Origin of the sequence: Arthrobacter sp. SW1 (genome assembly GCF_001766675.1) — a bacterium.
Classification (GTDB): Bacteria; Actinomycetota; Actinomycetes; order Actinomycetales; family Micrococcaceae; genus Arthrobacter.
Genome location: NZ_MJLT01000013.1, coordinates 37,241 through 49,976 on the forward strand (window position 1 = coordinate 37,241; position 12,736 = coordinate 49,976).

Annotated in this window: 12 protein-coding genes; 4 read left to right on the top strand and 8 right to left on the bottom strand. The window is 65.5% G+C overall.

The window, feature by feature from the left end:
• Positions 1-219: 219 nt before the first annotated feature.
• The 6 genes from BIU82_RS09365 to dinB all read right to left on the bottom strand — a co-directional run bounded on the left by BIU82_RS09365 (position 220) and on the right by dinB (position 6,406).
• A complete protein-coding gene (locus BIU82_RS09365; RefSeq protein WP_070349205.1) occupies positions 220-2,016 on the bottom strand; it encodes a penicillin-binding protein 2 in 1,797 nt (598 codons plus the stop codon).
• A 42-nt stretch (positions 2,017-2,058) separates the two neighbouring features.
• Positions 2,059-2,715 carry a hypothetical protein gene (locus BIU82_RS09370; RefSeq protein ID WP_070349206.1) on the bottom strand — a complete coding sequence of 219 codons (657 nt, stop codon included), beginning with the start codon at positions 2,713-2,715 and terminating at the stop codon, positions 2,059-2,061.
• Entirely contained in the window at positions 2,712-3,710 is a 999-nt protein-coding gene (gene rsmH, locus BIU82_RS09375; RefSeq protein WP_070349207.1) for a 16S rRNA (cytosine(1402)-N(4))-methyltransferase RsmH, read from the bottom strand. Before rsmH ends, BIU82_RS09370 begins: the two co-directional genes overlap by 4 nt.
• Positions 3,711-3,871: 161 nt before the next feature.
• Positions 3,872-4,303 carry a division/cell wall cluster transcriptional repressor MraZ gene (gene mraZ, locus BIU82_RS09380; RefSeq protein ID WP_070349208.1) on the bottom strand — a complete coding sequence of 144 codons (432 nt, stop codon included), beginning with the start codon at positions 4,301-4,303 and terminating at the stop codon, positions 3,872-3,874.
• Positions 4,304-4,623: 320 nt separating this feature from the next.
• Complete coding sequence (locus BIU82_RS09385) at positions 4,624-4,986, bottom strand: DUF3040 domain-containing protein (RefSeq protein WP_070349209.1); 363 nt, start codon at positions 4,984-4,986, stop codon at positions 4,624-4,626.
• Positions 4,987-5,209: 223 nt separating this feature from the next.
• Positions 5,210-6,406, bottom strand: a complete 1,197-nt coding sequence (gene dinB / locus BIU82_RS09390; protein ID WP_070349210.1) for a DNA polymerase IV — start codon at positions 6,404-6,406, stop codon at positions 5,210-5,212.
• Between the two features lie 305 nt (positions 6,407-6,711).
• Between dinB and BIU82_RS09395 the strand changes: the two genes are divergently transcribed.
• Together BIU82_RS09395 and BIU82_RS09400 are read left to right on the top strand one after the other, a co-directional pair.
• Entirely contained in the window at positions 6,712-7,107 is a 396-nt protein-coding gene (locus tag BIU82_RS09395; protein ID WP_363968107.1) for a hypothetical protein, read from the top strand.
• Positions 7,104-8,195, top strand: a complete 1,092-nt coding sequence (locus tag BIU82_RS09400; RefSeq protein WP_070349212.1) for a polyprenyl synthetase family protein — start codon at positions 7,104-7,106, stop codon at positions 8,193-8,195. Before BIU82_RS09395 ends, BIU82_RS09400 begins: the two co-directional genes overlap by 4 nt.
• Positions 8,196-8,301: 106 nt before the next feature.
• On the opposite strand, the gene BIU82_RS09405 is transcribed toward BIU82_RS09400, so the two are convergent.
• Positions 8,302-8,655, bottom strand: a complete 354-nt coding sequence (locus BIU82_RS09405) for an Rv2175c family DNA-binding protein (protein WP_070349213.1) — start codon at positions 8,653-8,655, stop codon at positions 8,302-8,304.
• A gap of 239 nt (positions 8,656-8,894) precedes the next feature.
• On the opposite strand from BIU82_RS09405, the gene BIU82_RS09410 reads away from it, so the two are divergent.
• Both BIU82_RS09410 and BIU82_RS09415 read left to right on the top strand, forming a co-directional pair.
• Positions 8,895-10,205: a lytic transglycosylase domain-containing protein gene (locus BIU82_RS09410; RefSeq protein ID WP_070349214.1), complete on the top strand. Its 1,311-nt coding sequence runs from the start codon at positions 8,895-8,897 to the stop codon at positions 10,203-10,205.
• A gap of 80 nt (positions 10,206-10,285) precedes the next feature.
• Positions 10,286-12,445, top strand: a complete 2,160-nt coding sequence (locus tag BIU82_RS09415; protein ID WP_070349215.1) for a Stk1 family PASTA domain-containing Ser/Thr kinase — start codon at positions 10,286-10,288, stop codon at positions 12,443-12,445.
• 80 nt (positions 12,446-12,525) lie between these two features.
• Here the strand turns inward: BIU82_RS09415 and BIU82_RS19305 are convergent.
• A partial coding sequence (locus BIU82_RS19305; protein ID WP_139146562.1) for an IS30 family transposase occupies positions 12,526-12,736 on the bottom strand: 211 nt, incomplete at its 5' end.

A 12,736-nucleotide genomic window follows, 5' to 3' on the forward strand; every position in this document is an offset into this window, starting at 1 on the left:
GGGGGCTGCTCCCGCCGTCGTGTGCGGCCCCTGGGGGCTCTGGACAGCGTCTTTCTGCTCTGGCAAAAGGATCTCCGATGGTACTCGTGGAACGTGCCGCGCTGCCGGGCCTGATGGCTCAGGGCGAACTCCCGGCGGCTGCACGGATGGATCATTGGTGGCCGGACAACTGCCACACAAGCTTACTTGGCGGGCGGACCGGCTATTTTGGCGGACCGGCTATTTGGCGAATTGGGGGAAGCGGGCCGGGGTACCCGTGGACGGCGGAACGTTGTAGCTGCGCAGCACCTGCCCCATCACGGCACCGAAGACCCCGCCGTTGCTGCTGCCGCGGACGCCGCCCTTCGGCCGCTGGACCACCACCTCGACGATGAAGCGCGGATTCTCCATGGGCGCCATGCCGACCATGGAGGTCGTGAATCCGTCAAAGCCCGGGAGCCCGTCTTCGCGCGGAGCCTCCGAGGTACCGGTCTTGGCCCCGACCCGGTACCCGTCAATGGCGGCCTCCTTGATCTGGCCCTCAGTGACGTTGCTCTCAAGGATGTCCCGGACCTTCTTGGCCGTCTCCTTGCTGATGACCTGGCGCGGATCCTTGGCGGCTGCTTTCTCTTCCGTGCCGTCCGGTGAGATGTAGCTGTCGATCAGGCGGGGCTGCAGCATGACGCCGTCGTTGGCAATGCTCTGGTACGCCCGGACCGTCTGCAGCGTGGACTGCGAGACGCCCTGGCCGAACAGCACGGTGTACTGTTGGCGGTTGTCCCACTGGTCCGGGGGTGCGAGGATGCCCTTGGCCTCGGACGGCAGGCCGATCTGCGGTGCTTCGCCGATGCCGAACTTGCGCAGCCAGTCATAGCGTTCCTGCTTGCTCAAGCGGCTCCCGGCCATGACGGTACCGGTGTTCATCGACCAGCCGAGGATGCCGGCCAGGGTCCGCTTTTCGGTCCCGTGATCGAAGGCGTCGCCAAAGACTTCGCCGTCTTTCACCAACTGCGGCGGGATGGTGAACGTTTCCAGCGGATTGGACTTGCCTTCTTCGATCAGGGCGGCGGCAACCAGGGTTTTCTCCACTGAGCCGGGTTCGTAGGCCGCGGTGACGGATCGGACACCGCGGTCCTGCGCAGCGACTCCGCCGGGGTTGTTCGGGTCGGGGGCGTTGGTGTCCGCCATGACGATGATGTTGCCCGTCTTGGCGTCCATGACAACGATCGAACCCCACTGGGCGCCGTACTTTTCCACGTGCGTCTGGATGGCCTGCTGTGCGAAATACTGCAGGTCCGTGTTGAGCGTCAGTTTCACGTCCTTGCCGTCGACGGCGGGAGTGAGTTCGTCCGTCGCTACCGGAATGCGGAGGCCGTCGGCGCCGATCTCGAAGAGCCGCTTGCCCGGAGTGCCGCGCAGCGCCTCGTCCTGGGTTTGCTCAATGCCGGCCTGGCCCGTGGTGCCGTCCTTCAGGAAGCCGATGACGCCCCCGGCCACACTGCCGTTGGGGTACACCCGCTTGCTGGTGGCCTTGGACACGACGCCCGGGATCGAGAGTTTCGTAATGATGTCTTCGAGGTCCGGCTTCACGTCCTTGGCCAGGAGCACATACGGCTTCTCCCCCGTCACCGACTGCGTGAGGGCTTCAACGTCAACTCCCAGCGCGGCGGCGAGGTCCTTGATCCCCTGCTCACGGCTGATCTCGTCATAGTCTTTGGTCTCCGGGTTGTAACGTACGAACTCCGGAGTGTTGGTGTTGACCCGCTGGTCCACCGAAATCTCGTAGCGGATCACGCTGCTCGCCAGCACGGTGCCGTTGGAATCAAGGATCTGACCGCGTTCCGCGGGAAGCTCGACAGGCCGCAGTCGCTTGTTGATGCCGGCTTCGGCCATGCCACCGACGTCCAGACCCTGGACAAGGAAGAGCTTGCCGCCAACCACCAGCAGCAGGGCGAGCATCAGGCCAAGCCCGACACGCAGCCGCCGCTTGGCAGATGGCGCCTTCTTCGTTTTCGATTTCCCGGAGTTCTGCGCCACGTCGTTTCCTTGCTGCTTGCTGCTGTCCGTTCGACCGGAGTCCTACTGCCCGGGCACCCTCTGCTGCGGAGCAGGTACCGAGCCCCCGTTGAGGTCCGCCACCGGAGCCTTGGGCGCCGGCTTGACTGCCGGCTTCGGCGCCGTTGCTGCCGGGGCTTCCGCTACGGGAGTCCGGCTTGCCAGAGGCTCCTTGGTGCTTGCCGGCGGAACCACATCAAGCTGACCCGTAATCGCTGGAGCTGCGATGACCGCTCCGGGGTTGCTTCCCTTGGCGGCGGGCGTCGCGGTTCCGGTGATCTTCAAGGTGTCCAGGTTGATCTGCTTCTTGGACGTGGATGCCACCATTCCCAATTGTGCTGCCTTGCCGGCCAGATTCTGGGGAGCTTCGAATGCCTGGCGTTGCTGTGTCAGCTCCTGGTTCTGCTTTGTGAGCGTGGCGGCGCGGGCTTTGAGCTGAACCAGCTCGTACTGCGCCGTCGACACCGAAATGTTCAGCACCAGCACGGTCAGCAATGCGGCAGCGAGGACACCGAAGCAGAACACGAAAAAAGGCACCCGGCGCTTCCCGGGGGTGCTGCGCACGACGGAAAGCGGCGTGCGGACCTTCCGGCCGGCGTCGGGCGCGGGAGAACGCAACGGCAAGGCGCGCGCCGTGTTGCCCACGGTGGACGGCATTGCCTTCGCTGCTGCGGTGCTCATGCGTTTCTCCTTGCCTTGATGCGTTCGACGGCGCGCAAGCGGGCCGATGCGGCCCGCGGGTTCTCCGCGATTTCTTCCGCGGTGGGCACCTCCGTGCCCTTGGTCAGTGTTTTCAGTTCAGGTTTGTGTTCTTCGAGTTCCACCGGGAAGCCCAGCGGAGCCGACGATTTGGAGCGCTTCTGGAAGACCGACTTCACGATCTTGTCCTCGAGCGAGTGGTAGGACATCACCACCACGCGGCCGCCGAGGGCGATCGAGTCGACGGCGGCGGGAACCGCCCGTTCCAGAACGTCCAGTTCCTCGTTGACCTCGATGCGCAACGCTTGGAACGTCCGCTTGGCCGGGTGGCCACCCGACTTGGCAGCCGCGGCCGGAACAACACTGCGGATCTGCTCCACAAGCTCACCCGTGGTGGTAAAGGGCTTCTCTGCACGCGCCGCGACGATCCGGTTGGCGATCCGGCCGGCGAACTTCTCCTCGCCCCACTTCCGGATGATGCGGACCAGTTCCTCTTCGGAGTAGGTATTGACGACGTCGGCGGCTGTCTGTCCGCGGCTCGTGTCCATCCGCATGTCCAAGGGAGCGTCGTAGGAGTACGCAAAACCGCGTTCCCGTTCGTCGAGCTGCAGGGACGAGACGCCAAGGTCCATGAGGATGCCATGTACCTCGACCAGGCCAAGGTCTTCAAGGACATCTTCGATTTCGTCGTAGACGGCGTGGACCAGGTCCGTGCGGGCCTCGAAAGGCTTGAGCCGCTCCCCCGCGAGCGCCAGGGCTTCTTCGTCCCGGTCGATTCCTACCAGGTGCAGGTCCGGGAAGCGCTGAAGCATTGCTTCGGAGTGGCCGCCCATGCCGAGGGTGGCATCGATGACCACCGGGGTTTCGCCGCGGCTGCGCGCTGTCTCGAAACCGGGTGCCAGCAAGTTGATGCACCGGTCCTTCAGTACCGGCACATGGCGCTCAGAGGTCGGCTTCGGCGTGTCCTGCCCGTCCATGCGGCCTCCTCGGCATTCGTTCACTGGCTCTTAAATGCTTCTTGGGCCGGATCCCCATCCGCGCCTATCCCTGCGTCCGCCTGGCTCCGGGGAAGGTGAGCCAGGTTGGCGAGCGATGGGCGGCTGGAGATCCCGTCCAAGAAGCTGGTCCTGCCCGGCGTCTAGATGAATCCGGGAAGGTTGTCGTCGTCGGTTTCCGAGAAGGCGGCTTCCTTCTCGGTGAGGTAGTCGTTCCAAGCCTGGGCGTCCCAAATCTCGGCCCGGGTGCCGGCGCCAATGACTGCCAGTTCCCGGCCAAGGCCTGCATACGCCCGGAGCGCCGGCGGAATCGTCACGCGCCCCTGCTTGTCAGGTACCTCGTCAGAGGCTCCGGACAGGAAAACCCGGATGTAGTCGCGGGCCTGCTTGGAGGAGATGGGGGCCTCCCGCATGGACTCGTGAATACGTTCGAATTCCCGCTGGCTGAAGACGTAGATGCAGCGCTCCTGCCCCCTGGTGAGGACCAGACCGTCTGCCAGTTCCTCGCGGAACTTGGCGGGAAGGATGATGCGGCCCTTCTCGTCCAGACGCGGCGAATGCGTGCCAAGAAACATTGGCCCACCGCCCATCTGTGAAAGGTGCCGTACCTGCCCAACTCCGCCACTACCCTCTTACGCCCTCCACTTTACTCCACAAGCCCCCACAGTCAACGCACACGCGGGCGTTTCGGCTCCATCAGGGCCGGTGAACTGCCGCATAAAGCCCGGAATACAGGGGTGTGGCGGGAAGTGGAGGAAAAATCACAACCGGTGGCGGCGGCGGCAAGGAAACGGTGCTTAAACGGAAAAAGACCCGCCAGGCGGGTCCTTTTCTTCAAAAATCGGGGTTTGTGGTGCGAAGTGGAGGATTCGGGACTTCCCGCTCCGCCGGACTGTCAGTCGTCGCCGCGGCGGCGTTCGTCCCAGCGCTCTTCGAGGTTGTTCATGAAGGAACTCTTTGTCTTGCCCGGCTTGCCGGATCTGGGCTTGCCGGCCGAGATTCTGCGCAGCGTGGCGAAATACACGCCGGCACCCATGACGATGAAGCCCAGGACTCCAAGGAAGATGTTCTGGAGGGTGATGCCGACCAACAAGAGCAGGACACCGGCGACGGCTCCAAGGACCCCCACGATGATGTGCCGGGTGGACCAAGCACGGATGGGATCCGACCCCATGGAATTGGCAAACTTCGGATCGTCCTCATGCAGTTGCTTCTCAAGCTGCTCAAGAAGCTTCTGTTCATGCTCCGAGAGGGGCATCGCGACCTCCTTATAGTCGGCCAAGGTCCGGATAATGGGCGGCCATCGCCTCTGTTATCCCCTAAACGGACCGGCCTTGAAAAGGGTTCCCAGTCCTTGTCCATGGAACCAGACGCGATGAGGCACTTTGTCCAGACGAGCTAATTCTGTGTGTAGTTCTAGGATAGTTTGTCGGGCACTGTTCTGAAAGACGCCAACGCCCTGCCCCCGGCCTCTTTCGGAACTATCCGGCGCCCTGTTCGGGCGGACGCTCGAGAAGCCTCGCCGGAAGCACCGTCTTGCCGCCGAATTTGCGGCTCACTTCGTCCAGGGCCTGCTCTGCCGAACGCCAGTTGTCATCGCGCCTGTCCAGGCTCAGCTGCATCGCGGTCGCTTCCGCGGATTCAAGCTGCTCCAGGCGTACGCCGATCAGCCTGACGCTCATCGGACGCGCACCCAGGGAAGCGAGCAACTGGGAGGCCACCTGGTAGACGAGCTGCGCGCTGTCCACCGGAGTGTGGACCGTCTTGCTTCGGGTGACGGTCGAAAAGTCGGCATAGCGAAGCTTCAGGGCTACCGTGCGTGCCAGCAGGCCTCCGGCCCGCAGCCGGGTGGCTGTACGGTGCGAGAGCCGCAGCAATTCGCGGTGGAGCACGGCGTCGTCGAAAACGTCGACGGCGAACGTCTCCTCCGCGCCGATGCTTTTTTCCACCCTGACCGGGGTCACTGGCCGCGGGTCAAGGCCCATCGACAGCCGGTGGACGTGCTCGCCTGAGGCGCCCAGGATTTTCCGCAGGGCGGCAGGAGGGGTCGCGGCGACGTCAGCAACAGTGCTGATACCCAGGCGTGCCAGGACTTCGGCGGTTTTCGCTCCCACGCCCCAGAGCGCCTTGACCGGCAGGCTGTGCAGGTACTCCACCGTGCGGTCGGCCTCGATCATCAGGAGCCCGTCCGGCTTGCAGCGGGTCGAGGCGATCTTGGCCACGAACTTGTTTGCCGCAATCCCGACGGATGCTGTGATTCCCAGCTCGGCGGATACCCGGCGCCGGATCAGCTTGGCGATGTCCACTGGCGGTCCGAGCCTGCGGATGGCTCCGCCCACATCAAGGAATGCTTCGTCAACGCTGAGCGGCTCAACGAGTTCGGTGATCGATTCGAAGATCCGCATCAGTTCACGGGAAACCTCGTAGTAGAGGTGGTGGCGGGGTTCGAGGATGATTGCAGACGGGCAAAGCCGCATTGCCACCGCCATCGGCATGGCGGATTTCACTCCTACGGTGCGGGCCTCATAGGAGGCGGACAGCACCACCGAGCGTTCCGCTGGAAATCCGACAATCACCGGCTTGCCCACCAAATCAGGGCGCGAACGCAGTTCAACCGAGACGAAGAAGGCATCCATGTCCACGTGCAGGATGCTGGTGCGCCGGAGTTCCTTCAGCATTGCCGCGTCGATTGGCCCTACGGCTCCGCCGGAACCTCGGTCTGTACTCACAGGAAAATCCTATGCCCGGCTTCGAGGGGCTGTTTTGCGGGCAGCCGCCGCTTGGAAATTCCGCAATGGGCCCCGAGGCTAAACTGTAGGAGCATCCGGCACCGTCTCCCCAGGAGGGATCCCCTGTGAAGTTCATTCGAAAGCAAAGCATGGCAATGGCTGCTTGCGCCGCCGGCGTTGCTTTGGCTGCCGCGGCGTGCAGCGCTCCTTCGACTTCGGGTTCTCCTTCGGCCGCTGCTTCCCAGCCTCAGGTAGTGCCAGCATCCGCTCCGGCGCTCGAATCGGCAACCACGCCCGCACCCGGCGAGGCCGCCGCCGTCGCCTCTTTGGCGCCGGGATTCCCGCAGAAGCTCATTCCGCTGATGCCCAAGGCCTCCCTCAAGTCCAGCAGCGTGGACAAGAACTCCTCCCCTGCTTCCGCGGCCCTCGTGGCCACCATCCCGGCACCGGCCACGGCCGTGTTCACGTTCTACGCCAAGGCCTTTGCGGCCCAGGGTTTCAAGGCTGTCCCAGGGGAAGCCGTGGGCGGCACAAAGTCGCGGGACTTCATCCGCGCCAATGGCGAGACGGCCAATATCTCGGTAGTTGAAGAAGCCGGCGCCTCCACCTTCACCGTTGGCGCCAACGTGGCAGCCGGGTCCCTGAAGTGACGGCCCAGCAGGCGGCGGCCGAGCAGGGCCGCTTCATTGCCGACGTCGCAGACTCCCTCAACACCTTTCTTGCCGGGCAGGACTCGATCATGGCGGGCATCTCCCCGGATGTCGCGCCACTGATGGCGTCCATTTCGAACCTGGTGACAGGCGGCAAGCGGCTGCGCGCCCTCATGGCCTATTGGGGCTGGCGTGGCGCCGGCGGAGCGGCCGGCCACACGGACATCGTGACTGCTGGCTGCGCCCTGGAACTGTTCCAGGCCGCCGCCCTCATCCATGACGACATCATCGACCGTTCGGATACCCGCCGGGGCGGGCCCAGCGTGCACCGCCGCTTCAGCCAGCTCCACCAATCGCAAGGCTGGGCGCTGGACGACGAACGATTCGGCCATGCTGCGGCGATCCTGACCGGAGATCTGTGTCTCTCCTTCAGCGAGGAGGCGTTCACCGGCATCGGCGCGCGTGCCGCGTCCGGAACCACCGCGCGCCGGATCTTCAACCTCATGCGCGCGGAAGTGATGGCCGGGCAGTACCTGGACATCCTCGAAGAAGTCGCCGGGCCGGTCCGGGACCGCGCCGGTGCCGTTCAACGGGCCACATCGATCATCCGCTTCAAATCGGCCAAGTACTCCACCGAGCATCCCCTGGCCCTCGGCGGGGCGCTGGCGGGAGCGGACGACGCCCTGCTGGCCGGCTACTCGGCGTTCGCCCTCCCCCTGGGCGAGGCGTTCCAGCTTCGCGATGACGTCCTAGGCGTGTTCGGCGATCCGGACACCACGGGAAAGCCCGCCGGCGACGACCTGCGCGAAGGCAAGCGCACGGTCCTGGTGGGTTTTGCGATCAACCGCAGCGACGCCGCAACCTCCGCCTACCTCGATGCCACCCTCGGCCGGCAGGAGCTCGACGAAGACGAGGTGGAGAAGATCCGGCAGATCATGGTGGATTGCGGCGCCCTCGCAGCCACCGAGGCAATGATCGATGAGCTTAGCGGCCGGGCATTCGAAGCCCTGGAACAGCTTCCGCTGGACGAACTTCCGCTGTCAGCGCTCCGCGGCCTCGCCGAGGCTGCGGTGAGCCGGGCCGCCTGAGGCTCCGGGAACAAGCGACTGCTTAAAAGACAGAGGACGACGGCGGCAGGTGACTGCCGCCGTCGTCCTCTGTTTTAAGCGGGCCTCTTCTTAGGATGATCCGCTCCTACCAAGCCAAAGACTGGGCGCGGCGGCGGATTTCGGTCTTGCGGCCCTCGCGCAATGCGTCCACGGGGCGGCCGCGGAGGGATTCGTCCGGGGTGAAGAGCCAGACGATCAGCTCTTCGTCGCTGTAACCGGCATCACCGAGCACGGCCACCGTGCCCTTCAGGCTGTCGAGGACGTGGCCGTCCTGGAGGAAAAGGGCCGGGATGCTGCGGATTTTCCGTTCGCCGACCCGCAACGCCACGAGTGCACGTTCATCCAACAGTCCGTGGACCTTCGTGATGGGAACGTTGAGGATTTCGGCGACGTCGGGCAGCGGCAGCCATTCGGAAACGAGGCTTTCTACATTACTCACGGAACAAGGTTGCCACGCCCCGGCGGCCTTCGCCTAGCCGGCGCCCGTCCCGTTCCGGAAATGTTCCTGGCGGACCGGAATGTGCCATTGAGCAGGTGTTTTCTTGTGCCTTTCCCGAATCTGTGAGAGATTCACTTTGATCACAATTGCATCTCTGTGCACTTTAATCACATTAGTAACATTGGCATCACTGGCAGCAGTGGACTCACCACGGGCCGCAGCTGAGATGAGGAATTCCTATGACGATCCCCCGCTCGTCCAAGAAGACAACCGGCGTGCCCGTGATTGCGGCGACCACCGCGGCGCTGCCCGCCGTCGTACTCTCTTCGCTGGCACTCGCGCAGCCCGCTGCCGCCTCCGCCCCGGCATCGCAGCCCCAGCGGATTCCGGCGAGCCTCGCCGCAGCGATGAAGGCACAGGCCGCCCAGGCCGTGGGTGCGGTTATTCCGGCGAACTCCGTAGCTACGACGCTTCCCAGCGCCCTGCGCACGGTTCCGGCCAGCTACACCGTGAAGCCCGGTGACACCATCAGCGGCATCGCAGCACGCCACGGCCTCGGCACCAACGCCGTATTGAAGCTGAACCGGCTTTCGGCCACCTCGATCATCTACCCCGGCCAGCGCATCAAGCTGACCGGCGCCGCATCCGCAGCGCCGGCGCCGCGTCCCGCGGCAGCTGCCACGGCGCCCAGCCGCACGTACACCGTGAAGCCCGGCGATACCCTCAGCGGTATCGCGGCACGCCACGGCGTCGGACTGTCCAAGGTGTTCAGCTGGAACGGCCTGAACGCCGGCTCCATCATCTACCCCGGCCAGAAGATCAAACTCGGCGGCGCTGCCGTGGCGGCTCCCCGCCCCGCGGCCCCTGCCCCGGCCAAGGCGGCCTCCCCGGGTTCCTACACCATCAAGGCCGGCGACACCCTCGGCGGCATCGCTTACCGGCACAAGGTCTCCTTGTCTGCGCTGCTGTCGGCGAACCGGCTCAAGGCAAGCACCATCATCTACCCCGGCCAGAAGCTCGCCATTCCAGGCGCAGCCACGCTGCAGCCGGCGTCGAGCACCAAGCCCCTGGTTCCCAGCTCCTTCCTGGGCTACACGTACCCGGCCGCCGTCGTGAGCTCGGCGAACAAGAACAAGGCGATCCTCGAGGCATCGCCCGTTCCCACCCGCGAGCAGATGAAGGCGATCGTGGCGGACACCGCCCGCCGCATGGGCGTCAACCCGTCCCTGGCGCTGGCCTTCTCCTACCAGGAGTCCGGCTTCAGCCAGCGTGCGGTCTCCCCCGCCAATGCCATCGGCGCCATGCAGGTCATCCCGTCCTCGGGCGAATGGGCTTCGGAACTGGTGGGCCGCAAGCTCAACCTGCTCGATCCCTATGACAACGCCACGGCCGGCGTCGCGATCATCCGCGCCCTCGTGAGCACCAGCAAGACCCTCGACTTGGCGATCGCCGGCTACTACCAGGGCCAGTACTCCGTCAGCAAGAACGGCATGTACGCGGACACCAAGCAGTACGTGGCCTCGGTCAAGGCCCTCATGAAGCAGTTCTAGGACGGTTTTCCACTGACGGCACGGGCCCGGATCGCGGCGGCGATTCGGGCCCGTTGTCTTGGCTCACTTAGGATCGTAGGGTGCAGGAACAAGTCTCGGACCACCTTCTCGGCGCCCTCGTGGACGGCCGGTACCTCGTTCGCGCCCGGCTGGCCGGCGGCGGGATGTCCACGGTCTACCTGGCCACAGATGAGCGGCTGGACCGCGACGTCGCACTGAAGGTCCTGCACCCGCACCTGGCCAATGACGCCAGCTTCCTGGACCGGCTGCGGCGGGAAGCCCGCGCTGCCGCAAGCCTTTCGCACCCGCATGTGGTGGGTGTGCTGGACCAGGGGCAGGACGGGCAGACCGCCTACCTGGTGATGGAGTTCATCAAGGGCCACACGCTCCGTGATGTCCTGCAGGAGAAAGGCGCCCTTCCCCCGCGTTTGGCGCTGGCTTTGATCGATCCGGTGATCGAGGGCCTCGCCGCTGCGCATGCCGCAGGGCTCATCCACCGGGACGTGAAACCGGAGAACGTGCTGATCGCCGACGACGGCCGGATCAAGGTGGGCGACTTCGGCCTCGCCCGCGCCGTCACGGCCACCACCAGCACCGGCTCCCTGATCGGCACCGTCGCCTACCTGGCTCCGGAGCTGGTCCTCGGCCAGGCCGCCGACGCCCGCAGCGACATCTACTCCGCCGGCGTCATGCTCTACGAAATGCTGACCGGGACCCAGCCCTACACGGGCGACGTGCCCATCCAGGTGGCGTACCAGCACGTCAACACGGAGATGCCGGCGCCTTCGTCCGCGGCTCCCGGACTGGCCGCGGACCTTGACGAGCTTGTTCAGTGGTGCACTGCAAAGGACCCGGAGCAGCGCCCCATCGACGGCGGGGCCCTCCTTTCCGAGCTCCGGCACATTCGCACCACGCTGAGCGATGAGCAACTGGACCAGGTGCCGCCTGGCGCTGCCGCCGCCGGACCGGTGCCCGGGGCGCACACGGAATTCCTCGACCACACGGCCGTGCGGGAGGACGGCGGCCGGCCCACGGAGGTGATCGCTTCCGGGCACCAGCCGACTTCCGTCATGCCGCGTTCCGCTGCTTCACCCACGCAGGTTTTCCCCTCCCAGGTGCCCCCACCCCAGGCCGTTTCCGCGCAGGCGTTCCCGACGTCGGTGCTGCCGCCGGCCGCCGTCGCGGGCCCGGCTTCCACAGCGGGCGCCTCGCTTGCCGGCGGGGAGGCTTCGGACGAGGACGCCGCCCCGGCGGCGTTGTCGGCGCGCGAGGCTAAACGGGCTGCGAAGCAGGCCGAGAAGGACCGCGCGAAGGCTGCTGCGACACCGTCGCGTACGCTCCGGAACGGCAATCCGCGGCGCCGCGCCATCGTCTGGACCTTGGTGATCCTGCTCCTGGCCATCCTGGCCGGAACCGCCGGCTGGTTCTTCGGCATGGGCCCTGGATCGCCCGGAACTATCCCGCCGCTGAAGAACAAGCCGGTGGTGGAGGCGCAGCAGATCCTGCGCACCGCCGGCTTCCAGTCCCAGGCCCAGGATGTCTTCGATGACCAGGTGAAGGCCGGATACGCCGTGGGCACCGATCCGGCGGCGGGCGTCGAGATCCGGAAGTTCCAGCCGGTCACGCTCTTTGTGTCCAAGGGGCCGCAGTTGTTTCCCCTGACGGGCCTTGGCGGCCTCAGCCTGGATCAGGCCAAGGAGGCGCTGGCTGCCGCGGAGATGCGGCTGGGCCAGGTCACCGAAAAGTACGACGAAAAGGCGCCCGCCGGAACCGTCCTGTCCCAGGCCCCGGCCAAAGACACCCCCGTGCGCCGCGGAACCGCCGTGGCCCTGGTGGTCTCGAAGGGTCCCCAGCCCATCCCTGTGCCGGACGTGCGCGGCATGGACCAGGCGACAGCATCAAAGGCCATCAGCGATGCCGGGCTGACCGTGAAGGTCGCTCCGGAGGGCGTCTTCAACAAGAAGGTTCCCGCCGGAGCCGTGCTCAGCCAGTCGCCGTCGGACGGCACGTTGAACCGCGGCGGCGTCGTCACCCTGACCCTCTCCAAGGGTCCACGGATGGTCGAGGTGCCCAACTTCATCGGCAAGCAGGCCAAGCAGGCGGAGCGCGAGCTGAAGAAGCTCGGCTTCGAAGTGGAGATCAACAACGTCCTGGGTGGCTTCTTCGGCACGGTCCGGGACCAGGATCCCGTGGACACCGCCGTTCCCGAAGGCTCCACGATCACGCTGACGGTGGTCTAGCCTTCCCGTCCGCCCGAGCGTACAGCTGAGGCCCCGGAATCCGCGGGGCGGTTTCTAAGGGTCGTTGCAACACTTGTTGGTTAGATGGCTAGTAGTAGATCACGCAGGCGCTCGGCTGGGGTATCCCAGTCGAGCGTTTTGCGTGGTCGGCCGTTGAGTTCCTGGGCCACGTGTTCAAGATCCTCTGGCCCGTAGACGGACAGGTCGGTGCCTTTGGGGAAGTACTGGCGCAGCAGCCCGTTGGTGTTCTCATTGGAGCCGCGTTGCCAGGGGCTGGCCGGGTCGCAGAAG

Coding starts and splice junctions, on each gene's coding strand:
- BIU82_RS09410 (WP_070349214.1), top strand. CDS start 8,895: ATGACGATCCCCCGCTCGTCCAAGAAGACAACCGGCGTGCCCGTGATT.
- BIU82_RS09385 (WP_070349209.1), bottom strand. CDS start 4,986: ATGCCCCTCTCGGAGCATGAACAGAAGCTTCTTGAGCAGCTTGAGAAG.
- BIU82_RS09370 (WP_070349206.1), bottom strand. CDS start 2,715: ATGAGCACCGCAGCAGCGAAGGCAATGCCGTCCACCGTGGGCAACACG.
- mraZ (WP_070349208.1), bottom strand. CDS start 4,303: ATGTTTCTTGGCACGCATTCGCCGCGTCTGGACGAGAAGGGCCGCATC.
- rsmH (WP_070349207.1), bottom strand. CDS start 3,710: ATGGACGGGCAGGACACGCCGAAGCCGACCTCTGAGCGCCATGTGCCG.
- dinB (WP_070349210.1), bottom strand. CDS start 6,406: ATGCTGAAGGAACTCCGGCGCACCAGCATCCTGCACGTGGACATGGAT.